Origin of the sequence: Sporosarcina sp. UB5, from assembly GCF_050859005.1 — a bacterium.
GTDB lineage: Bacteria > Bacillota > Bacilli > Bacillales_A > Planococcaceae > Sporosarcina.
In genome coordinates this window covers 1118993-1142500 of the sequence record NZ_CP125984.1, presented here as the reverse complement: position 1 = coordinate 1142500, position 23508 = coordinate 1118993, and the positions used below count along the sequence as shown (strand labels likewise).

The 23508-nt window shown below is 46.8% G+C and carries 18 protein-coding genes, 1 tRNA gene, 3 rRNA genes, 1 other RNA gene, 1 pseudogene and 1 other annotated feature; of the genes and pseudogenes, 4 read left to right on the top strand and 20 right to left on the bottom strand.

Annotated features, from left to right (window positions below):
• Window positions 1-29 precede the first annotated feature (29 nt).
• From QM454_RS06025 to ffs, 10 genes and pseudogenes are all read right to left on the bottom strand, one after another.
• Window positions 30-237: pseudogene (locus QM454_RS06025) on the bottom strand (transposase); the annotation flags it as partial.
• 57 nt (window positions 238-294) lie between these two features.
• Window positions 295-410: ribosomal RNA gene (gene rrf, locus QM454_RS06020) — 5S ribosomal RNA — on the bottom strand.
• An 86-nt stretch (window positions 411-496) separates the two neighbouring features.
• A 23S ribosomal RNA gene (locus QM454_RS06015) occupies window positions 497-3430 on the bottom strand.
• A gap of 271 nt (window positions 3431-3701) precedes the next feature.
• Window positions 3702-5253 (bottom strand): 16S ribosomal RNA (locus QM454_RS06010).
• The 16S, 23S and 5S rRNA genes sit together here, the layout of an rRNA operon.
• Window positions 5254-5672: 419 nt before the next feature.
• Window positions 5673-5936 (bottom strand): pro-sigmaK processing inhibitor BofA family protein, encoded by a 264-nt coding sequence (locus QM454_RS06005; protein ID WP_432362854.1) that lies wholly within the window; start codon window positions 5934-5936, stop codon window positions 5673-5675.
• A gap of 88 nt (window positions 5937-6024) precedes the next feature.
• A complete protein-coding gene (locus QM454_RS06000; RefSeq protein ID WP_432362852.1) occupies window positions 6025-6243 on the bottom strand; it encodes a YaaL family protein in 219 nt (72 codons plus the stop codon).
• 13 nt (window positions 6244-6256) lie between these two features.
• Window positions 6257-6853 carry a recombination mediator RecR gene (recR, locus tag QM454_RS05995; protein WP_432362849.1) on the bottom strand — a complete coding sequence of 199 codons (597 nt, stop codon included), beginning with the start codon at window positions 6851-6853 and terminating at the stop codon, window positions 6257-6259.
• Between the two features lie 11 nt (window positions 6854-6864).
• Window positions 6865-7185: a YbaB/EbfC family nucleoid-associated protein gene (locus QM454_RS05990; RefSeq protein ID WP_432362847.1), complete on the bottom strand. Its 321-nt coding sequence runs from the start codon at window positions 7183-7185 to the stop codon at window positions 6865-6867.
• Between the two features lie 23 nt (window positions 7186-7208).
• Window positions 7209-8972, bottom strand: coding sequence for a DNA polymerase III subunit gamma/tau (gene dnaX / locus QM454_RS05985; protein ID WP_432362844.1), 1764 nt, complete (start codon window positions 8970-8972; stop codon window positions 7209-7211).
• A gap of 221 nt (window positions 8973-9193) precedes the next feature.
• An RNA gene (ffs, locus tag QM454_RS05980) (signal recognition particle sRNA large type) lies at window positions 9194-9460 on the bottom strand.
• A 578-nt stretch (window positions 9461-10038) separates the two neighbouring features.
• Between ffs and QM454_RS05975 the strand changes: the two genes are divergently transcribed.
• Window positions 10039-10131, top strand: a tRNA-Ser gene (locus QM454_RS05975).
• Between the two features lie 98 nt (window positions 10132-10229).
• Here the strand turns inward: QM454_RS05975 and thrB are convergent.
• From thrB to QM454_RS05960, 3 genes are read right to left on the bottom strand one after another with little or no spacing between them, the layout of a single operon-like run.
• On the bottom strand, window positions 10230-11135 hold the full coding sequence (gene thrB, locus QM454_RS05970) for a homoserine kinase (RefSeq protein ID WP_432362842.1): 906 nt from the start codon (window positions 11133-11135) through the stop codon (window positions 10230-10232).
• Window positions 11135-12196, bottom strand: coding sequence for a threonine synthase (gene thrC / locus QM454_RS05965; protein ID WP_432362839.1), 1062 nt, complete (start codon window positions 12194-12196; stop codon window positions 11135-11137). Before thrC ends, thrB begins: the two co-directional genes overlap by 1 nt.
• Entirely contained in the window at window positions 12193-13491 is a 1299-nt protein-coding gene (locus QM454_RS05960) for a homoserine dehydrogenase (RefSeq protein WP_432362836.1), read from the bottom strand. The genes thrC and QM454_RS05960 overlap by 4 nt, the downstream gene beginning before the upstream one ends.
• 159 nt (window positions 13492-13650) lie before the next feature.
• Between QM454_RS05960 and QM454_RS05955 the strand changes: the two genes are divergently transcribed.
• A complete protein-coding gene (locus tag QM454_RS05955; protein WP_432363881.1) occupies window positions 13651-15018 on the top strand; it encodes an aspartate kinase in 1368 nt (455 codons plus the stop codon).
• Between the two features lie 140 nt (window positions 15019-15158).
• On the opposite strand, the gene QM454_RS05950 is transcribed toward QM454_RS05955, so the two are convergent.
• Complete coding sequence (locus QM454_RS05950; protein WP_432362834.1) at window positions 15159-15827, bottom strand: deoxynucleoside kinase; 669 nt, start codon at window positions 15825-15827, stop codon at window positions 15159-15161.
• On the bottom strand, window positions 15824-16459 hold the full coding sequence (locus QM454_RS05945) for a deoxynucleoside kinase (protein ID WP_432362831.1): 636 nt from the start codon (window positions 16457-16459) through the stop codon (window positions 15824-15826). The genes QM454_RS05950 and QM454_RS05945 overlap by 4 nt, the downstream gene beginning before the upstream one ends.
• Window positions 16460-16583: 124 nt before the next feature.
• On the opposite strand from QM454_RS05945, the gene tadA reads away from it, so the two are divergent.
• Window positions 16584-17084, top strand: a complete 501-nt coding sequence (gene tadA / locus QM454_RS05940) for a tRNA adenosine(34) deaminase TadA (protein ID WP_432362828.1) — start codon at window positions 16584-16586, stop codon at window positions 17082-17084.
• Window positions 17085-17108: 24 nt separating this feature from the next.
• Here tadA and serS read toward each other — a convergent pair whose 3' ends face one another.
• From serS to pdxS, 4 genes are all read right to left on the bottom strand, one after another.
• Window positions 17109-18383 carry a serine--tRNA ligase gene (serS, locus tag QM454_RS05935; protein WP_432362825.1) on the bottom strand — a complete coding sequence of 425 codons (1275 nt, stop codon included), beginning with the start codon at window positions 18381-18383 and terminating at the stop codon, window positions 17109-17111.
• A 68-nt stretch (window positions 18384-18451) separates the two neighbouring features.
• Window positions 18452-18663, bottom strand: a binding site (T-box leader).
• A gap of 21 nt (window positions 18664-18684) precedes the next feature.
• Window positions 18685-19266 carry an NUDIX hydrolase gene (locus tag QM454_RS05930; RefSeq protein ID WP_432362822.1) on the bottom strand — a complete coding sequence of 194 codons (582 nt, stop codon included), beginning with the start codon at window positions 19264-19266 and terminating at the stop codon, window positions 18685-18687.
• Between the two features lie 14 nt (window positions 19267-19280).
• Window positions 19281-19499: a hypothetical protein gene (locus QM454_RS05925; protein WP_432362819.1), complete on the bottom strand. Its 219-nt coding sequence runs from the start codon at window positions 19497-19499 to the stop codon at window positions 19281-19283.
• Window positions 19500-19660: 161 nt separating this feature from the next.
• Window positions 19661-20506 (bottom strand): pyridoxal 5'-phosphate synthase lyase subunit PdxS, encoded by an 846-nt coding sequence (pdxS, locus tag QM454_RS05920; protein WP_432362816.1) that lies wholly within the window; start codon window positions 20504-20506, stop codon window positions 19661-19663.
• 101 nt (window positions 20507-20607) lie between these two features.
• On the opposite strand from pdxS, the gene QM454_RS05915 reads away from it, so the two are divergent.
• Window positions 20608-22026 carry a PLP-dependent aminotransferase family protein gene (locus QM454_RS05915; protein ID WP_432362813.1) on the top strand — a complete coding sequence of 473 codons (1419 nt, stop codon included), beginning with the start codon at window positions 20608-20610 and terminating at the stop codon, window positions 22024-22026.
• 15 nt (window positions 22027-22041) lie between these two features.
• Here QM454_RS05915 and QM454_RS05910 read toward each other — a convergent pair whose 3' ends face one another.
• Window positions 22042-23385, bottom strand: a complete 1344-nt coding sequence (locus QM454_RS05910; protein WP_432362810.1) for a D-alanyl-D-alanine carboxypeptidase family protein — start codon at window positions 23383-23385, stop codon at window positions 22042-22044.
• Window positions 23386-23508: the final 123 nt, after the last annotated feature.

Sequence of the window (23508 nt, the reverse complement as noted above, 5' to 3'; positions counted from 1 at the left end):
CATTCTTTACCCAATCAAAACACTCAGCCGGCCTCATTCAGTTCGTATGCCTTTTTCAATTCATCAGACATGCTTAGATAACGATCTAAATACCAACGGTTTTTTTTCGTTAATTTCTCGATACGCTTATATAACAAATATCGCACCCTTTACATTTCTTGCGGTCATACGCATGCCATTCCTTCTGCACTTTCCTCGAACTTCATCAAGTACCCAGTAGATATAACGACAAAAATGAAGAATCCTCCGGATTTTTAAACACAAAAAAACCACTCCCCAAAGGGAATGGCTTTGGCCCGGCGACGTCCTACTCTCACAGGGGGAAGCCCCCTACTACCATCGGCGCTGAAGAGCTTAACTTCCGTGTTCGGTATGGGAACGGGTGTGACCTCTTCGCCATCGTCACCAGACAATTGAACGATACTTGTTCGTTCAAAACCGGATAAAACCAACATTGTTGCTGAACTTCAAGTTCAACCGTACTTAATTAACTTATAAGGTTAAGTCCTCGATCGATTAGTATCCGTCAGCTGCACGTGTCGCCACGCTTCCACCCCGGACCTATCCACCTCATCTTCTTTGAGGGATCTTACTTACAAATGTAATGGGAAATCTCATCTTGAGGGGGGCTTCATGCTTAGATGCTTTCAGCATTTATCCCGTCCATACATAGCTACCCAGCGATGCCTTTGGCAAGACAACTGGTACACCAGCGGTATGTCCATCCCGGTCCTCTCGTACTAAGGACAGCTCCTCTCAAATTTCCTGCGCCCGCGACGGATAGGGACCGAACTGTCTCACGACGTTCTGAACCCAGCTCGCGTACCGCTTTAATGGGCGAACAGCCCAACCCTTGGGACCGACTACAGCCCCAGGATGCGATGAGCCGACATCGAGGTGCCAAACCTCCCCGTCGATGTGGACTCTTGGGGGAGATAAGCCTGTTATCCCCGGGGTAGCTTTTATCCGTTGAGCGATGGCCCTTCCATGCGGAACCACCGGATCACTAAGCCCGTCTTTCGACCCTGCTCGACTTGTAGGTCTCGCAGTCAAGCTCCCTTATGCCTTTGCACTCTACGAATGATGTCCAACCATTCTGAGGGAACCTTTGGGCGCCTCCGTTACACTTTAGGAGGCGACCGCCCCAGTCAAACTGCCCACCTGACACTGTCTCCTGCCCGGATCACGGGCAAGGGTTAGAAGTCCAATACAGCCAGGGTAGTATCCCACCATTGCCTCCTCCGAAGCTGGCGCTCCGGATTCCAAGGCTCCTACCTATCCTGTACAGGCTGCACCGGAATTCAATATCAGGCTACAGTAAAGCTCCACGGGGTCTTTCCGTCCTGTCGCGGGTAATGCGCATCTTCACGCATATTATAATTTCACCGAGTCTCTCGTTGAGACAGTGCCCAGATCGTTACGCCTTTCGTGCGGGTCGGAACTTACCCGACAAGGAATTTCGCTACCTTAGGACCGTTATAGTTACGGCCGCCGTTTACTGGGGCTTCAATTCGAAGCTTCGCTTGCGCTGACCTCTCCTCTTAACCTTCCAGCACCGGGCAGGCGTCAGCCCCTATACGTCACCTTACGGTTTTGCAGAGACCTGTGTTTTTGCTAAACAGTCGCCTGGGCCTATTCACTGCGGCTCTCTCGGGCTTTAACACCCTACCAGAGCACCCCTTCTCCCGAAGTTACGGGGTCATTTTGCCGAGTTCCTTAACGAGAGTTCTCTCGATCACCTTAGGATTCTCTCCTCGCCTACCTGTGTCGGTTTGCGGTACGGGCACCTCCCGCCTCGCTAGAGGCTTTTCTTGGCAGTGTGAAATCAGGGACTCCGGGGATAATTCCCCTCGCCATCACAGCTCAATGTTATAGAAACGGGATTTGCCTCGTTTCACACCTCACTGCTTGGACGCGCATAACCAACAGCGCGCTCACCCTATCCTTCTGCGTCCCCCCATTGCTGATAACGGCGGGGAGGTGGTACAGGAATATCAACCTGTTGTCCATCGTCTACGCCTTTCGGCCTCGACTTAGGTCCCGACTAACCCTGAGCGGACGAGCCTTCCTCAGGAAACCTTAGGCATTCGGTGGAAGGGATTCTCACCCTTCTTTCGCTACTCATACCGGCATTCTCACTTCCAAGCGCTCCACCAGTCCTTACGGTCTAGCTTCGACGCCCTTGGAACGCTCTCCTACCACTGACACCATAGGTGTCAATCCGCAGTTTCGGTGATCTGTTTAGCCCCGGTACATTTTCGGCGCAGCGCCACTCGACCAGTGAGCTATTACGCACTCTTTAAATGGTGGCTGCTTCTAAGCCAACATCCTGGTTGTCTGGGCAGCGCCACATCCTTTTCCACTTAACAGATACTTGGGGACCTTAACTGGCGGTCTGGGCTGTTTCCCTCTCGACTACGGATCTTATCACCCGCAGTCTGACTCCCAAACATAAATCATCGGCATTCGGAGTTTGTCTGAATTCGGTAACCCGGGATGGGCCCCTAGTCCAAACAGTGCTCTACCTCCGAGATTCTTTCGTTTGAGGCTAGCCCTAAAGCTATTTCGGAGAGAACCAGCTATCTCCAGGTTCGATTGGAATTTCACCGCTACCCACACCTCATCCCCGCACTTTTCAACGTACGTGGGTTCGGGCCTCCAGTAAGTGTTACCTTACCTTCACCCTGGACATGGGTAGATCACCTGGTTTCGGGTCTACGACCCCATACTCATTCGCCCTATTCAGACTCGCTTTCGCTGCGGCTCCGCATTCGCTGCTTAACCTTGCATGGAATCGTAACTCGCCGGTTCATTCTACAAAAGGCACGCCATCACCCATTAACGGGCTCTGACAACTTGTAGGCACACGGTTTCAGGTTCTATTTCACTCCCCTTCCGGGGTGCTTTTCACCTTTCCCTCACGGTACTGGTTCACTATCGGTCACTAGGGAGTATTTAGCCTTGGGAGATGGTCCTCCCGGATTCCGACGGAATTTCACGTGTTCCGCCGTACTCAGGATCCACTCTGGAGGGGACGGACTTTCGACTACGGGGCTATTACCCGCTATGGCAGACCTTTCCAGGCCTCTTCGTCTAATCCGTCCCTTTGTAACTCCGTATAGAGTGTCCTACAACCCCAGGAAGCAAGCTTCCTGGTTTGGGCTCTTCCCGTTTCGCTCGCCGCTACTAAGGGAATCGATGTTTCTTTCTCTTCCTCCGGGTACTTAGATGTTTCAGTTCTCCGGGTGTGCCTCGTTTACGCTATGTATTCACGTAAACGTACTACCCCATTACGGGCAGTGGGTTTCCCCATTCGGAAATCTTCGGATCACAGCTTACTTACAGCTCCCCGAAGCATATCGGTGTTAGTGCCGTCCTTCATAGGCTCCTAGTGCCAAGGCATCCGCCGTGCGCCCTTTCTAACTTAACCTTTATACAGATTTCAAAAAGCTATTCGCTTCTCAAAACCCTCGGGTGTTTACCTCGGTATAGCGATATACTTTGGTAAACGTTAAAAAAGTATTGTTCAATCACTAAGTGATCGACTCGGTTGATTACTTGATGTTTTGTTGCTTCAATGTCGTTTTATCCAGTTTTCAAAGAACAAGTTTCGAAAGTGCATCCTAATGGATGAACCTTCAAAACTGAACGCAAAACGTCAACGTATGAACCAAAGGTTCATATTCCGTAATTATCCTTAGAAAGGAGGTGATCCAGCCGCACCTTCCGATACGGCTACCTTGTTACGACTTCACCCCAATCATCTGTCCCACCTTCGGCGGCTGGCTCCCGTAAGGGTTACCCCACCGACTTCGGGTGTTACAAACTCTCGTGGTGTGACGGGCGGTGTGTACAAGACCCGGGAACGTATTCACCGTGGCATGCTGATCCACGATTACTAGCGATTCCGGCTTCATGCAGGCGAGTTGCAGCCTGCAATCCGAACTGGGAACGGTTTTATGGGATTGGCTCCCCCTCGCGGGTTCGCAGCCCTTTGTACCGTCCATTGTAGCACGTGTGTAGCCCAGGTCATAAGGGGCATGATGATTTGACGTCATCCCCACCTTCCTCCGGTTTGTCACCGGCAGTCACCTTAGAGTGCCCAACTGAATGCTGGCAACTAAGATCAAGGGTTGCGCTCGTTGCGGGACTTAACCCAACATCTCACGACACGAGCTGACGACAACCATGCACCACCTGTCACCGCTGTCCCCGAAGGGAAAGACATGTCTCCATGCCGGTCAGCGGGATGTCAAGACCTGGTAAGGTTCTTCGCGTTGCTTCGAATTAAACCACATGCTCCACCGCTTGTGCGGGTCCCCGTCAATTCCTTTGAGTTTCAGCCTTGCGGCCGTACTCCCCAGGCGGAGTGCTTAATGCGTTAGCTGCAGCACTAAGGGGCGGAAACCCCCTAACACTTAGCACTCATCGTTTACGGCGTGGACTACCAGGGTATCTAATCCTGTTTGCTCCCCACGCTTTCGCGCCTCAGCGTCAGTTACAGACCAGAAAGCCGCCTTCGCCACTGGTGTTCCTCCACATCTCTACGCATTTCACCGCTACACGTGGAATTCCGCTTTCCTCTTCTGTACTCAAGTCCTCCAGTTTCCAATGACCCTCCACGGTTGAGCCGTGGGCTTTCACATCAGACTTAAAGGACCGCCTGCGCGCGCTTTACGCCCAATAATTCCGGACAACGCTTGCCACCTACGTATTACCGCGGCTGCTGGCACGTAGTTAGCCGTGGCTTTCTGACGAGGTACCGTCAAGGTACGGGCAGTTACTCCCGTACTTGTTCTTCCCTCGCAACAGAGCTTTACGATCCGAAAACCTTCTTCGCTCACGCGGCGTTGCTCCATCAGACTTTCGTCCATTGTGGAAGATTCCCTACTGCTGCCTCCCGTAGGAGTCTGGGCCGTGTCTCAGTCCCAGTGTGGCCGATCACCCTCTCAGGTCGGCTACGCATCGTCGCCTTGGTAGGCCGTTATCCCACCAACTAGCTAATGCGCCGCGGGCCCATCCTGCAGTGACAGCCGAAACCGTCTTTCAGAGTTCTTCCATGCGGAAGAACTGATTATTCGGTATTAGCCCCGGTTTCCCGGAGTTATCCCCATCTGCAGGGCAGGTTGCCCACGTGTTACTCACCCGTCCGCCGCTAATATCAGGGAGCAAGCTCCCCTCAATTCGCTCGACTTGCATGTATTAGGCACGCCGCCAGCGTTCGTCCTGAGCCAGGATCAAACTCTCCATAATAGAGAAATTCGAGTAGCTCGAGTTTCTTGCTGGCATCATTTAAGATGTCAATTTTGAATCCGAAGATTCATTTGTTCTTTTCACCGACAGAGTCGGCTTCAGAACTTTATTTGTTGACGTTTTGCTGTTCAGTTTTCAAGGTTCATTGTTAATCGCTTCGTTCAGAAGCAACTTTTATATAATACCATTTTCGCAACTTCATTGTCAACATCTTTTTTCAAAATGTTTTTCAGCAGTTATTTGCTTACCAGAAGTGCAACGTTATTTACTATACCAGCTTGTCTATTTGATTGCAATACTTTTTTACAAAAAAACATTTCCTCCTAATTTCAAGAGGATTTACGGAAGCAAAGGCTTATGTTGTACACGTTTCATCCGTTGACTTTAAAAATGCCCCTTCTCTATAGAAGAGACATTCACTATAGAAAGAGCGCAAATGTAAATAACGCGGCGAATCCCGGAATTCCCAATATGGCTAATAGGAGCCCTGACGCGATATTCACCGGAAAATAGATGCCTATAAATCCTCCTACAATATTCAAGATGAAAAGTGCTAGAAAAGCGAATGCCAAGCGAAACCAAAATATAGATAGACGCTCGGACAGTTTCTTGATTTGTTTTTTATCCATCATCAGTAATAGGATTAAAATCATCCCGATGATGGTGATGCCGATAATTTTCATAGAAAGCGCCCCTTTCGACTAATAGTCTACTCTATGCGCTTCCCTAGAAAATTATCACGTTCTGTCTCAGTTGACGTTTATTTGAAGTTTATTCGCGATCTATACGAAGCTGGCGTTCCTTTGCTTCTTTAAATAAATGAAAATACTTGCTTTCAGCTATCTTCCTTCGTACCATCACTTCTTGATTATAATCATTTAAGTAATTCTCAATTTCCCTCGCCTGTTCCCACTCTTCCTTCATTTCTAGCAGTAGGTTGTAAAGCTGGGCATCAAATTCCCTTTTTATTTTTCTCTTTCGGCCAAACATAGGCGTTGACCCCCTATAATTCCCTGCGCCCTTCAAGAGCTTTTGATAATGTCACTTCATCCGCATATTCAAGATCTCCTCCGACAGGAAGGCCGTGTGCAATTCTCGTAGTCGTAATGCCCGATGGTTTTACGAGCCTTGAAATGTACATTGCTGTAGCTTCTCCTTCAATTGTCGGGTTTGTCGCCAATATTAATTCTTCCACTTCTTCATCCTGAAGGCGAGTCAATAAGGAAGGGACATTAATATCTTCGGGACCAACACCGTCCATCGGGGAGATTGCGCCATGTAGGACGTGGTACATTCCGTTGTAGTCCCTCATCTTTTCCATTGCAATGACGTCTTTCGGGTCTTGGACGACGCAAATCATCGTCCGGTCACGAGATTGGTCTTGGCAAATTTGACACGGGTCTATGTCGGTTATATGCCCACAAACTGTACAGAAACGCAGATTCCGTTTTGCGTCGACGAGTGCTTTAGCAAAGTCGAGCACTGTATCTTCTTTCATGCTTAATACAAAAAACGCCAGACGGCCCGCTGTTTTCGGGCCGATGCCTGGCAGTTTCATGAAACTATCAATCAGTTTCGATATCGGTTCAGGATAATGCATGTCTTTTCCTCCTAGAACATTCCAGGCAGGTTCAATCCTTTCGTGAATTGTCCCATTGTGGAGTTCGTTAGTTCTTCAGCTTGCTTCATTGCTTCATTTGTTGCAATTACAACAAGGTCCTGCAGCATTTCCACATCTTCCGGATCGACGACGGATGGATCGATAGTAACTTCAAGCACTTCTTTATGGCCTGAAACGATTACTTTCACCATGCCGCCTCCCGCTGTACCTTCAAGACGCTTTTCACCAAGTTCTTCTTGGGCTTCCGCCATTTTCTTTTGCATTTTCTGCATTTGTTTCATCATGCCTTGCATATTTCCCATACCACGCATTGTGATTTCCTCCTCAATATTGTTTAATCATCATGTACTTTAATGAATTCCTTGCCAAACATTCTTTCTGCTTCCGCAACGATTGGATCATCGTTCAACTGCTCGGCTTCCTGAACGAACGAAGGGATTTCCTCCGCACCTTCATTGCCCTCGCCAGTCGCCTCATCCGTCCCGTCCTGTTGCTTCATCAAACCATTGTTCCGAATGAACTCTTCTCTAACCTTCAGCCAGCCATCCTCCGGAACATACACGACATCATATGCCTTGCCGGTTCGTGTGCGAAGGGCTTCTGATAGACCTGACTTAAGCGAGGAATTTTCCGAAGCCATTAGGCAATGGATTTCATACTTGAATTTTAACACAAAAGCATTGTCGGATGCCGCAACAGGTTCAGTTTCTTCGAGGAGTGCAGAGTGGGATCGTTGCAACGTCTGCATCATAGACGCCCATTCTTCCCGGATCACTTGGATGTCTTGACGGGTGGCGCCTTTTAGCACTTCATTTATCTTTCCGGTCGGTATTCTGAACGACTGTGATGATTTTGAAGCGTTTCTTTTCGGCTGTGCAGTAGCCGGAGCATTTTCTGCAGGACGAACCCCGTTTGCGAGCTGTTGCTGTAGATCCGCTATGACGCGTTCGAGGCTTTCCACCTTTTGAGCAAGATGCGGATCAACCGTTTGATTGCCCACGGGTACAGCCGGTCCCTCCAGATGGATCATTTTTAGCAATGCTGATTCCACATACACTTTTGCATGGTTTGAGAATCGCATTTCCTGTTGTGTCTTTGAAAGGATGTCTATGAATGAATAGAGAGTTTCCGGTTCAAATGTATTCGACATAGATACGAATCGTTCATCCCCTGAAATCAGTTCAAGTAGTTCAACCAATTCTGGAGCTGTTCTTAATAGAAGGAGATCCCTGAAAAAGGTTATGAGATCCTCTGCTAAACGAGATATATCCTTCCCTTCCGCGATGAGCTGATCGAGCAGCGTCAATGCAGCTGCAGCGTCTTTCGAGTGAAGCGCTTCTGCCAATTGGTAGAATATATCTTCCCCGATTGACCCAGTGACGAGCAGTGCGCTTTCCGCTGTTAGCCGATCCCCGCTAAATGATACTACTTGGTCGAGCATACTAAGCGCATCGCGCATTCCGCCTGATGCGGCTTGTGCGATGACTTTCAATGCTCCTTCATCCGCCTCAATTCCGACATCGTCCAACACCTGTCTCATCCGATCGACAATTTCAGCCGACGTAATCGGTTTGAAGTCAAATCGTTGGCAGCGGGAAATGATGGTTAACGGTAGCTTGTGAGGCTCTGTCGTCGCCAAGATAAATACTGCGTGCGACGGCGGCTCTTCCAACGTTTTTAATAGAGCGTTAAACGCCGAATTAGATAACATATGCACTTCATCAATAATATATACTTTAAAACGCGCATTCGATGGAGCGAATCGGACTTTCTCGATAATGTCACGTATTTCCTCCACTCGTGAGTTTGAAGCGGCGTCAAACTCGATGACATCCGTGTTCGACCCTTCCGTCACGCTAATGCATGTAGGACACTCATTACACGGCTCACTCGCCGGACCGTTCTCGCAATTCAATGCCTTTGCAAAAACCTTTGCAGCACTCGTCTTTCCTGTCCCCCTCGGTCCTGAAAACAGATAAGCATGGGACGTCTTATTGTGCAACAAGGCGTTTTGCAATGTCTGTTTGACGTGTCGCTGTCCGGACATCTCACTGAACGACTGTGGGCGGTAAACACGATAAAAAGCCTGATAAACCACCATTCCCCCTCCTTTCTTTGTCGAGCAATAGTGTTTTTATTATAGCATAGATGAACGTAACATCCAGCTTCGACGGCCAGATGCTCGGGGTCATAAGTCAGCCACGTTGTGCTCGTAACGCTGCGCTTTTACTCGCAAAAGCCGTTCTTCGTGACGGCTTTCGCTTTAGGCATAAAAAAACTCGCCCGATAAACGGACGAGTTGAATTTGTATAGTTAAAGCCGTGCACCTTCCTTCGACTGCCGCACATAAGCGTTACTCCTGTCGCCAGCTCAGCCTAGGCTGCCCCGCGGCACATGAGAAATACCACTTAATGCTGCTTCCTTCCGGACCTGACATGGTTCATGGGTTCCCATTGCGCAGGACCCAGACGTCAACACTACGTGCAAGAGGCAGACCCTACATGCGGACAGCCTCAGAGAAGGGATTCAGTCTTGCTAGAGCGGATTGCAAGTTACAGGGCACCGCTACCTCCCCACCTAGCACGGCTCTCTTAGTATACATGTTTTTGTGGATAAAATCAACCTACCGTCTATGAAAAGCGACAGACATAAGGCAAAGATGCTCAGTGGCGCACTTTAGCACAGTGCAGCTTTGACTTATGACCCGAACATCTCTCACCTGTTGTTGGACTTTGAAACTTCTATCTTAATTTGCGGGAAATGGCTGCTTGAATCGAAGCCCGTCACAAAGAACGGCTTTTGTGAGTACTAGGAATGAAGTGTTCTCGTTTATTGCCGAAGAGTTCTCGTTCATCATGGAAGAGTTCTCATTTACGGCGAAAGAGTTCTCATTCTCTACGGAAGAGTTCTCGCTTATGACGAAAAAGTTCTCGTTCTCCGCGGAGGAGTTCTCATTTACGACGATAAAGTTCTCATTCTCTACAGAAAAGTTCCCGTTTACGCCGTTAAAGTTCTCGTTTCCCTTGAATAAATTCTCGTCCTCCTCGATTAAGTCTCATCCCTCTCACAAATGACAGATTTTCATGAATTCATTTACTAAAACAACCTGCATATAAGTAGTTGACACGTTAAATGAATCATGATAAATTATGTCTTGTTGATACGGAGGAATACCCAAGCCTGGCTGAAGGGATCGGTCTTGAAAACCGACAGGGGTGTTAAAGCCCGCGGGGGTTCGAATCCCTCTTCCTCCGCCATACATTTTAAAAAAGCGCATAAGTTGGAGAATCTGTTACATTAGATGTAATGGATTTTTTTTATTTTAAACCTAAAAAGATGCCTCGCCAGCTATTGGCTAAGAGGCATCTTTTTTTATGGTTGACCCTATAGGGGAGGGAGTTGTCGCAATTCCTTTGTAATATGGGAATTCTTTTTCCAGCTTCTTTGCAATTTCCTCCTCAGTCCCTTCCTTTACGGCTATAAACAAGGATGGACCTGCACCGCTAATTGTCATGCCATAGGCACCAATTTCATGGCAATAGGCACGGATTTCGTCAAATTTCGGGAATAGCTTTTTGCGATACGGCTCGTGGAAAACGTCTTTTTCCATCATCCGGCCCGCGAGCTTCCAGTCACCGGTAGCCATTGCCGTTGTCATCATACTACTGGCCGCATTTCCTGCGACTGCTTCGGAATGCGACAACTCCTTTGGAAGAAGATCTCTTGATTCCTCGGTCCCGAGCGCCTTCGGAGGTACGAGGATGACTACACCGATAGTAGGTCGTGGCAATTGGATAATTTCCAATTCGTCTGATGTGAAGTACGTAACCGTTATTCCTCCAAGCAATGCTGCGATCACATTGTCCGAATGCCCTTCCAGTTCGCTTCCGATCCGCGCTATCTCGATAGGTTTCAAGTTTAGCCCGAGAATCCTATCTGCAATGACGATGCCTGCAGCGATCGCAGTTGCGCTGCTGCCGAGTCCTTTGCCAAGAGGGATGTCGGATGTAACATGCAACGCGTGTGGAAGAACTTCCTTGTTGTATCTTCCTGCCACGTCTTGAATCGTTTGGACAATTAAGTTCGTGTCGTCTGCTGGCAAATCTGCATATTCTTCCCCATCGTAGTGAACGTTCCATTCTAAAGACTTCTTTACGTCAACGGTCATATACAAGGAAAGCGCCATTCCGACACTGTCATACCCGGGTCCCAAGTTCGCCGTCGTTGCCGGAACAACGGCCGTAAATAATGGCCCTTCCATTAGTCCGAGGCCTCTTCATTCAATTCGTTTAAGAATGCATCGAACTGCTCCTTCGATAAGAAAGCTTTTCCTTCATTCACATGGATGGCCGTTTCAGGATCCTTTAGTCCATTCCCAGTAAGTACGCCAACAATTGTCGTTCCTTTTTCAATTAACCCTGCATCAAGACGTTTCTTAATGCCTGCAATTGTCGCGCAAGAGGCTGGTTCCGCAAAAACGCCATCAGTTGAAGCGAGCAAGCTGTATGCTTCTAAAATTTCCTCGTCGGTAGCAGATAAAATATCTCCACCGGATTCATCAAGCGCTGCTGTCGCTAAGTTCCAGCTTGCAGGATTCCCAATCCGAATAGCTGTTGCGACTGTTTCAGGCTCTTCAAATACACGGTCATAGACGATTGGAGCAGCCCCGTCCGCTTGTACACCTAACAGTTTTGGCGTACCCGATCCTTTTTTCGCGTCATATTCCTTAAAGCCTTTCCATGCAGCAGAAATATTTCCTGCATTCCCGACCGGCAACGCGAAAATATCCGGTACTTTCCCTAATTGCTCAATCGTTTCGAATGCAATCGTCTTTTGGCCTTCTAACCGGTAAGGGTTTACTGAGTTGACGAGAGCGACTTTCCCTTCCCCTGCTTCACGTACCATGCGTAACGCCTCGTCGAAGTTCCCTTCGATTGCTACAATTTCCGCGCCATACATTTTCGCCTGCGCTAGTTTCCCGAGCGCAATCCGTCCTTCCGGGATGACGACGATTGTGCGCATCCCCGCGCGTGCGCCGTACGCTGCAGCTGAAGCAGATGTATTGCCCGTGGAGGCGCAAATGAGCGCGGTTTTTCCTTCTTCTTTCGCTTTAGCGACAGCCATCACCATGCCGCGATCCTTAAAAGAGCCTGTTGGGTTTGTCCCTTCTGTTTTAACGTACAGGTTAACGCCCCATTGTTCGGAGAGATTTTTCAAATGGATGAGTGGTGTGTTTCCTTCCTGCAATGTGAGTTCTGGCGTATTATCAGTCACCGGTAGCCATTCTTTGTATTCTTCGATTAATCCATTCCATCTTCTCATCTTTTTTCGCCCTCCACTCGGTAGTAGCTAACAACGCCGATGACTTCCGGTGTGTTATGCAGTTCATTCATGATGTCTAAATGCTGTTGTCGTGAAATGCTATGGGTGATCATGATTAAGTCGACGCCGCCATTGTTGTTTCCTTCATGCTGAACGACGGTTGCTAGGCTTGCCCCATGTTCGCTGTAAATCGCTGATAGTTTCGTCAGCACGCCCACCTCGTCTTTTACAGAAATTCTGTGGAAGTAGCGGCCGATAATTTGGTTGTCATCTTTTACTTTGTATGCAAATTGCGGTGCGTGTGGTCGTTTTCCATTCACGCCAAGCAATAAATTGCGGCATGCTGCTACGATATCCCCTGTAACAGATGTTGCTGTCGGCAATGAACCTGCCCCCGGTCCGTAGAACATTGTCTCTCCGACCGCATCTCCATATACATAAACTGCATTGAATTCATTATTAACAGAGGCAAGCGGATGCGAGTTTTGAATGAACACCGGTTCTACGGAAATTTCAATTCCATCGTCATCTTTTTTCGCGGAACCTGCCATTTTCACGGTGAAGCCAAACTGCTCTGCCAATGCGAGGTCGCCACCCTGGATATCTTTCATTCCTCTTACATAGACGTCCTCCAAACGGACTTCCGTCGAAAATACGAGCGACGCAAGGATTGCCATTTTCCTAGCCGCGTCAATCCCGTCGACATCCGCCGACGGGTCAGCCTCTGCATACCCGAGCTCTGTTGCTTCTGCTAACGCCTCTTCATATGTTTTGTTTTCGTGTTTCATTTTCGTCAAAATGAAGTTCGTCGTTCCATTGACGATACCTGTTAGCGCGCGGATTCGATCAGATGCAAGTCCGTCTTCAAGCGTTCGGATAAGCGGGATACCACCTCCGACACTAGCTTCATAGAACAGGTCGCATTTATGCTCATCTGCAAGTTTCAGTAGATCATGACCGAATTGTGCCATGACATCCTTGTTCGCCGTCACGACTCCTTTTCCTGCACGAAGAGACTTTTCGATTGCCTGTTTTGCTTCGCTTGTCCCGCCAATTACTTCCACAATGAGGTCAATTGTTGGATCTTCAATCACTTCATCTAGATCGGTCGTGAACGTATCGGGTGACAGTTCGGTCTCCCTTTTTTTGGTTGCATCTTTTACAAGAACTTTTTTTATTTTAACTGGAACGCCTAATTTATGGCTCAAATCATCTTGGTGCCTATGAAGAATCTCAGCTACACCGCCACCTACGACCCCAAATCCGAGTAAACCGATATTAATTTCTTTTATCATATTTGACGATTCCCCTTACCGTATGTACACTATGGAAAAACAATCGTTCTTCGCATAAAGACATTATAGAGAAATAAGCTTTCAAAAACAACCCCTTTTATGGTAAAGTTCAAGATATCGTGAAACTGTATAATTTATAAAAGAATGGATCTGATGAATATGAAAGTATGTAAATTCGGCGGCACATCTGTTGCAACAGCCGAGCAGATTAGAAAAGTCGTCGACATTGTAATTTCTGACAGTGACCGTAAGATTGTAGTTGTTTCAGCTCCCGGCAAACGCTTTTCAGATGATACTAAAGTTACTGACCTCCTCATCCAGCTCGGGGAGAAGGCTTTAGCGAATGGAAATACGGAGAGTGATTTACTAGAAGTCGTCGATCGGTTCCGTTCCATTGCGGAAAGTCTTGGCCTAGACGGCACTATCGTTGAAAAGATTGAGCTCGATTTACGTGGCCGGCTCTCTCGTCATAAAGAAGACACCTTATTGTTCATGGATACGATGAAAGCGGCTGGCGAGGATAATAATGCGAAATTGATTGCTGCCTATTTTCAACTAATCGGGGTGGAGGCAAAGTATGTTTGCCCTCGAGAAGGTGGATTGCTCGTAAACGATCGGCCGGAGCGTGTTCGGGCGTTGCCTGAAGGGGACGAACGACTTGCTAAATTGCGTGATGAGCCGGGAATCATTGTCTTTCCAGGATTTTTTGGTTACACAGAAGACGGAACACTCCGTACATTCAATCGGGGTGGATCAGATATTACCGGTTCAATTATTGCTGCAGCTGTAAAAGCCGATCTATATGAAAATTTCACGGACGTCGATTCGGTCTTCGCTGCCAATCCGACTGTAATTGAAAATCCAGTTGCTATTAAAAAGATGACATACCGTGAAATGCGGGAACTAGCATATGCGGGCTTCTCCGTTTTCCATGACGAGGCACTCATCCCGGCTTTCCGAAAATCAATCCCTGTCTGTATCAAAAACACGAATAACCCTAATGCACCGGGTACGTTAATTGTTAAAGAACGGGACTATAATGAGCAGCAAGTAATTGGAATTGCTGCGGACAGCGGCTTTACAGCTATTTACGTCGATAAGTACTTAATGAACTTGGAAGTTGGGTTCGGCCGCAGACTACTGCAAATATTGGAGGAAGAAGAAATTCCGTATGAGCATACGCCGTCCGGTATTGATAACCTTTCAATTATTATGCGCAGTCAGTTCTTGACGAAAGAGAAGGAAGAGCGGATTGTGGAACGGATCCATACAGAATTGGAACCGGATGCAGTTATTGTGGAGCATGATTACTCGATGATCGTACTTGTCGGGGAAGGTATGCAGTATACGACCGGATTGGCAGCGCGCGCAGCTTCAGCCATTGCGAGGAGCGGTTCCAACATTGAAATGATTAACCAAGGATCATCGGAAGTCAGCCTTGTCTTCGGGGTGAAAGTGCAGGATGAAACGAAGAGTTTGAAAGAGTTGTATAAGGAGTTTTTTGTGAACTCTAGTGTTCGAGTTTAACATTTTGACTTTGTGTAATAAAACAGGCAGAGGAATCCATTTGGACTCCTCTGCCTGTTTTGTTTGAGCGCGGATTGCCTCGCTTTTGGCGCGGGGCTTGGAGCGCTATCGATGAAAAAAGAGCAGTGGCTGCTCTTCCCTTATTTTTTCAACATAGACGACAAACTCAACATATTACCGATTCGCTCGACAATCGTTTCTACTTCGTCGGGATTGCTTTTTAAATCGTAATCCGTAATATCAATACGCAACACTGGACATGCGTTGAATGAATCGATCCATTTTACATAACGGTCATGCAGCTCTTCCCAATAGGATAGCGGAGTCTGCTGTTCCATCGAACGGCCTCGCTCTTGGATTCGCTCAAGGATTTTCTCAAACGGACCATCCAAATAGACGAGCAAGTCAGGATGCGGGAAATACGGAGTCATGACCATCGCGTCAAACAGCTTCGTATATGTATCGTAATCGACTGGATCCATCGTTCCTTTGTCTTTATGCATCTTAGCGAAAATGCCTGTATCTTCATAGATGGAACGGTCTTGAATAAAGCCGCCACCGTATTCGAAAATCCGCTTCTGTTCCTTGAAACGTTCCGCTAAAAAATAAATTTGTAAATGGAAGCTCCATTTTTCAAAGTCATCGTAAAATCGGTCTAAATATGGATTCTCATCCACGTTTTCAAGGGATGTCCGAAAATCTAAAGCGTTCGCCAATGCATGTGTCATTGTCGATTTACCGGCTCCGACTGTACCTGCTATCGTAATGACCGTATTTTTAGGTATCCCATACTTTTCTCGTAAATTCATTGTACTGCTCCTTTTCGTATCGTCTCATCGACTTTGCCGAGGATTGCTTGTAAATCCCCTGCGTCGTTGACGAAGTCTATTTCATCACCGTTGAAATGCAGAACTGGAGTTTCCGGATGTGCAGCTTCAAAGTCAGCGATAAATTGCTCATAATCCTCCGAGAGCTGGCGTAAATAGGAAGGATCAATCTTTCTTTCAAAATCGCGCCCACGTAACGCAATCCTTTTCATAAGTGTATCGAGCGAAGCATGAAGATAAATAATTACATTCGGAACTGGCATGTCCCTCGTTAAAATATGATAAATTTCTTCGTATTTAGCATACTCGTCTGTAGGAAGCGTGCGCCTTGCAAAAATAAGGTTTTTGAAAATATGATAGTCCGCAACAACCGGCTGTTGGCGGCTTAAAAATTTCTTCTGGATATCGCTTAATTGCTTGTAACGATTGCAGAGGAAGAACATCTCGGTTTGGAAGCTCCATTCCTCAATGTCATCATAAAATTTATTTAGAAATGGATTTTCATCTACGATTTCGCTTAACTGATGGAACTGTTGTGCATCTGCAATCGCCTTAGACAGTGTTGTTTTGCCGACGCCGATCGGCCCCTCTACCGTAATGAACGGAACAGACATAAAAATGCTCTCCTTTAATTCGACAATTTCTGCACTTCATTTTACCATATAGGAATGTTGAAACATAGGCGTTGACGTAAAATGGCTAATGGGTGGTACACTGTTTTATAAGGAGCGATGCAAGATGGATGTTTTTGAAATAGACCGCCACTTCATGCGGCTGGCGATAGAAGAAGCTAGAAAAGCTGAGGCGATTGGCGAAGTTCCGATTGGAGCCATCATCGTGAAAGATGGAAAGGTAATTGCAACCGGGCATAACTTGCGGGAAACGTCGCAAAATGCCGTCACACATGCGGAATTATCCGCCATACAAGACGCATGTAACGCGATCGGCAGCTGGCGATTGGAAGAAACGACGTTGTATGTGACACTCGAACCGTGCCCGATGTGTTCAGGTGCTATTTTACAATCAAGAATTCCACGTGTCGTGTATGCAGCTCGAGATCCAAAAGGCGGCTGCGTCGATTCGTTGTACCGATTGCTCAATGATCCGCGCTTCAATCATGAATGTGAAGTGACGGAAGGTATACTTGCGGATGAATGCGGAGCGATGCTGACGAACTTTTTTAGGTCGTTGCGTGAGAAGAAAAAGGAACAAAAAAAGGCCATGCGGGAAGTCGATTGACTACACGCATGGCTCTTATTATTATTATCGAATAACTTCTTTTCCACCCATATACGGACGCAATACTTCCGGAATGACGACAGATCCGTCTTCCTGTTGGAAGTTTTCAAGGATAGCAGCGACCGTCCGGCCAACAGCCAAACCGCTTCCGTTCAACGTATGAACGTATTCAGGCTTCGCACCTTGCTCACGACGGAATCGGATAGATGCACGTCTCGCTTGGAAATCTTCAAAGTTTGAGCAAGAAGAAATTTCACGGTACGTGTCTTGTGTCGGAATCCACACTTCGATATCGTATTTCTTCGCAGCCGTGAACCCGAGGTCCGCTGTGCACATTTTCAAGACACGATATGGAAGACCTAGCAACTGCAATACTTTCTCCGCATGCCCTGTCAATTTCTCCAACTCATCATAAGACTCTTCCGGTTTCACGAATCGAACGAGCTCAACTTTGTTAAATTGATGCTGACGAATCAGCCCACGCGTATCGCGGCCTGCAGATCCCGCTTCTGAACGGAAGTTCGTGCTGTATGCCGTATAAGCAATCGGCAATTGAGAACCGTCGATGATTTCATCACGATGATAGTTCGTTACCGGAACTTCAGACGTTGGGATTAAGAAATAATCCTCTTCTTCAACTAGGAACGCATCTTCTTCAAACTTCGGTAATTGGCCTGTGCCCGTCAAGCTCGTGCGGTTCACCAAATAAGGCGGCAACATTTCCTCATACCCATGCTCCTCTGCATGCAAGTCAAGCATGAAGCTAATTAATGCGCGCTCAAGTCTTGCACCAAGCCCACGGTAAAATACAAAACGGCTGCCCGTCACTTTCGCTGCACGTTCAAAATCAAGCAGATTTAAATCCGTCCCGATTTCCCAGTGCGGCTTCGGTTCGAAACCGAATTCTGGCTTCTCGCCCCATGTACGAACTTCGACGTTATCGTCTTCGCTGTCGCCGACCGGAACCGATTCATGCGGAATGTTTGGAATGCGCATCATAACATAGTTCAGTTCTTCTTCGACTTGATGCAATTGCTCATCAAGCGTTTTAATTTCATCTCCTACTTCACGCATGCGTGCGATTACGTCATCTGCATTTTCCTTATTGCGCTTCATTTCCGCTACTTTTTGCGAAACTTCATTGCGCTCCGCCTTTAGTACTTCCACTTTCGCAATCAAATTACGTCTTTTCTCATCAAGACCAACGAATTTATCCAAATCCGTTAAGTCTTCTCCGCGCTTCGCAAGTTTTGCTTTCACTTCATCGAAGTTTGCACGAAGTAATTTAATGTCTAACATAGCCATTCCTCCTCAATTTTTAATGTGACGATTATTTTCAGACACAAAAAAAGCCCTCTATCCCCTATACAAGGGACGAGAACTACCCGCGTTGCCACCCAAATTGACTAGCAAAAAGCTAATCCACTCTTTGAAATAACGGTTCAATGTCCGGCTAGGCCTACTATTCGTTCAGCCCGGCTACTCAGGGACGGATTCACAAGTGTTCTTACCGGCTTGCACCATCCGCCGGCTCTCTAAGAAAAACGTGCTTGCTACTGCTTCCCATCATCGTCTTTTATTTGAAATTACCTTCACTTTACTACATAGAGCCACTTTTGGCAAGGTTCAAGAATTGTGCAACTGCTTGAAAGTATGTTGTTTCATGTGGAACAAAGTCGAATAGCGTTAAGGAGATTTCATTCCCAAATGTGATTTTGTCTACTTCACCTTTGAAGAGCGACTGCAAATCTTTAATCGGAACAGGATGGATGCTCTCCACTTCCTCCTGCTGCAATGAAAAATCACCCGGTGTGAAAGTTGAATGATAAAGAAAGACGTTCGCAAATTCTTTGTCAATGAAGCCCGGCAATCTGATGACGTCCCGAACGAAACCCATCCGCCTCAATTTTGTAGGGTCAACTTTGATGCCAAGTTCCTCCTCGACTTCGCGTATTCCATCCATAATGCCCTCATCCGCCAGCAAATGGCCTGCAGCTGTAATATCATATAGGCTGGGGAAGTCCTTTTTAGTCGCACTTCTTTTTTGAATAAAAACATTAGCATCATCTACAAGCCAACAATGGAATGTCTCATGCCATAAGCCATTCTTATGGATGTTTTCTCTTGTTTCATCACCAATATACGTATAATTTCCATCGAATACTTTCAGCAACTCCGCCAACTTCCTACTCCCTTTCAACGAAAAGCATTGATTATGCTAACAACGAGATTCAACGTTAACACTACGGCAATAAAAGCAGAAGCGATTTTTGCATATAGAATTGCTTCCTTTGAATATACGGGTTCAGTATCATACTGCCACCTACTCCCAAACGACATCATTTCTCGCGGAGCCAAAAATGTTAATACGCTGACTGGAACAATTAGGATGAACAAAAAAAATGCTTCAGCCATCCCGCCCACCTCCTTGTTATTGTATACATACTTATAAACTAATTTACACCTTCTAATCTTTAATACGCTATTACCTCATTAAAAGTTTCAAAAACAACTTATGAAATCTATATGTATAAAAAAAACCAGAACATACATCGTATGCTCTGGACCTCTATCCATCAAACGCCACGCGCCGCCATTAATTCACTTTCCGGTAGCTTGCTAATTTCCAATCCCTTCATCGGCGTGCCAATGTCTTTGGATAAATCACCGATCAACTCATAGTTCCTGAAGTCTTCCGTCGCCATGACGATCGCACGTGCAAATCGCTCAGGATTGTCGGATTTAAAGATGCCCGATCCGACGAATACACCGTCAGCTCCAAGTTCCATCATCAATGCCGCATCAGCTGGAGTTGCTACGCCTCCTGCTGCGTAATTAGTGACCGGTAGACGTTTTGCTTCGCGGATTGCAAGTAACACATCATAAGGCGCAGCAAGATCTCTCGCTGCCACCATTAGTTCATCGTTATTCATATGAACGATTTGATTCACTTGCGCATTTACTTTGCGTAGATGGCGAACTGCTTCCACAATATTACCCGTTCCCGGCTCCCCTTTTGTACGCAACATCTTCGCCCCTTCTCCAAGACGACGTGCCGCTTCGCCTAGATCGCGTGCACCGCAAACGAATGGCACTTTATAATCGCTCTTCAATAAATGGAACTCATCATCCGCAGGCGTCAACACTTCACTTTCATCGATGAAATCGACACCCATCGCTTCTAGTACACGCGCTTCCGAAATATGTCCAATCCGCACTTTTGCCATGACCGGAATCGAAACTGCCTTTTGTACTTCCTCAACGATGCGCGGATCCGCCATACGAGCCACTCCGCCCGCTGCACGAATATCCGAAGGCACACGTTCGAGTGCCATAACTGCAATTGCACCCGCCGCCTCTGCCACTTTCGCCTGCTCCGCATTAATTACATCCATAATGACGCCACCATATTTAAAAACCATTTTCCCTTCCCCCTTTTCATTTTTTTCAGTATACTAGATTATGACCATATTGAAATACTCAGTTTGCTATTGATTGAAGGGGTCAGATGGAGGTGCCAAACATGGAAATGCTCTTGATTGAACTTAATAAAGAAAGCGAAACGCCTCTATACGAGCAAATTTACGAACAAATTCGTAACGACATCACCGAAGGGAAACTTGTTGTCGGAGAAAAGCTCCCTTCCAAACGGAAACTCGGCGAATTTCTCGACGTCAGTCAAACGACAATTGAAATTGCGTATGGGCAGCTTGCAGCGGAAGGGTTTATTACATCCAAACCACGAAGAGGCTATTTTGTGCAGGAAATCGGAGAATTGGCGTATGTGCAGCCGCTCGAGGAAATGGCAATCGTAATTAAAGAAGAGCGAAAAGAACTGGAGATTGACTTCTCTCCGGGTAAAATTGACACAGAGTCGTTTCCTTTTAAGCAATGGCGGAAATACGCAAAAGATACAATCGATGAGGCGGCGCAACATCTTCTGCTATTAGGCCACCCACACGGAGATGTAGAGCTTCGTCAGGAAATCGCGAAATACTTGTATCACTCAAGAGGGGTTGATTGCTCCGCGGACCAAATTATCGTTGGCTCCGGTACAGAGCAGCTTATGCCGTTGCTCATCCGACTTCTCGGACCGAAGGCAAAATACGCCATCGAGGATCCGGGTTATCCACTCACCCATCATGTCTTTTTCCATAACAACCGGGAGGCAATTCCGATTGCGGTCGACGAGGAAGGGATGGACGTACAAGCGCTTCAGCAGTCTGAAGCGACTATCGCTTACGTGACACCTTCCCATCAGTTCCCGACCGGTACAGTGCTTTCTGCGGCGCGTAGAACGGCATTATTGAACTGGGCAGCTTCTAATGTTAGTAATTTTATTATCGAGGACGATTACGACAGCGAATTCCGCTATACAGGACGACCGATTCCATCTTTGCAAGGGATGGACAAAGCCGGCAAAGTTATCTATGTCAGTACTTTTTCAAAATCTCTTATGCCTTCACTACGAATCGCGTATATGGTGCTCCCTCCGGTTTTACTTAAAGTTTATGAGGAGGCTTTCATTCATTACTCGTCGACGGTGCCTCGGCTCGACCAGCATACACTTGCTCGATTTATGGCGGACGGCCATTTTGCGCGGCACTTAAATCGAATGAGAAAAGTGTATAAACGAAAACTGCAGCTCCTCACGGATTCATTGCGGCAGTTTGCTCCGACGATTTCATTCTCGGGTGACGAAGCAGGGATGCATATCCTCATCAATGTACATACAGACAAAGATGAAGATGCGTTATCCAAGGCGGCTTTGGCAAAAGGCATCCGCGTCTATGCGGTGAATGAATACCGAAAATCCCCAAAGAGCGTGCAGCCATCCTTCTTAATCGGTTTCGGCGGTTTAGCGGACGACCAAATTGCCTGGGCAGTTGAACGGCTTATGGATGCCTGGAATATAAAAAAAGGTGATGGACCCTGTAATTAGGTCCACCACCTTTTTTTATTTAAATAAACCTTTTATAAACCCTGTTGCACTTTCCCAAATGCCGGCGAAGAAATCACCGATTGCACTCATCATTAATGAGAACCAACCCGCTTTTTCGACGTCAGCTGTAACGATGACATCCATGTTAAGGTCTTTAGATTCGATGAATCCATAATCCTCGCCCTCTTTTTTAACGAGCTCCACATGTCCGACGACTGTGCCTTTTTTAATCGGTGCTTCGAGTGAACCGCCTTTTAATAATGACTCATCGAGGACTAGCCGTGGCTCGAAGAGATCCTTTTCATTTGACTTGATCATCGCACGAATTGGCTCTTTCACTTCAATAGAAACGGTCTTCTCTTTTCCTTTATGAACAGGCAATGTCTTTTGCTCTTCGAATTGATAACCTGCAGGTAGAAGTTCCTCATTGGAGAATTGGCTGAAGCCGTAATCGAACAATGCGCGTGTTGCGTCAAACCGTGCTTTGTAAGAACCAACCCCATTTGCATCGACTGCTTTCATGACGACAGCGATAAGTCGCTTGTCTCCACGTTTTGCTGTTCCAGTGAAGCAATGACCAGCGAAATCAGTCGTACCCGTCTTCAATCCGTCAACGCCTTCGTATGCATAAACGAATCCTGGAAGCATGAAGTTCCAGTTATCCATTTTTATTTCATCTGACGTACCTTCCCGGAATAGTTTTGTATTTATTTTCGTTGTTTCCAAAACTTCCGGATAGTCTTTCATTAAATGAAATGCAAGTTTTGCAACTGATTTTGCAGGCATGACGTTCTCGTCGCTCTCACCTGTCCCTTGTGGATGCATCCCTTGCAAGTGCTCATTGTTCAAACCTGTAGAATTGACGAATTTATAATCGACTAAACCAAGTTCTTTTGCTTTAGCATCCATCAATTTTAAGAATTCTGTTTCCGTTCCTGCAATCGTTTCAGCAATAGCAATCGTTGCGGCATTCGCCGAATAAATTGCTAACGCCTCGTAAAGCTCTCGGATTGTATATGTTCCATCTCTACGGAGCGGCACGTTACTTAGACGCCTGTCCTGCGAAATGGCATATGTGTAGTCATTAACTTTGTATTCCTGATCCCATCTAATTTTTCCTTCTTCGATTGCTTCAAAAAGGAGATATTCGGTCATCATTTTTGACATACTTGCAATGCCGAGTGGTGTATCCGCATTCTCTTCGTATAAAATTTTCCCGCTGTCTGCGTCAATTAGAATGGCACCATCCACATGAATGCCGAGTGTCGATTTTGCTTGTGCGGGAGCCGTGTCGAACGTCATCATTAACACGAATGGAATGATCAACAAAGCAACCCATTTTCTCATTTCTCGTTTCACCAAAATACCTCCGTCATTGCAATTTTCCACTATTCATTTTATCACATTATGAGCATAATTAGGGACTTTGAATGAAAAAGCACCTTTCCGCTCATATCAAGACGTGCGGAAAGGTGCTGAAGT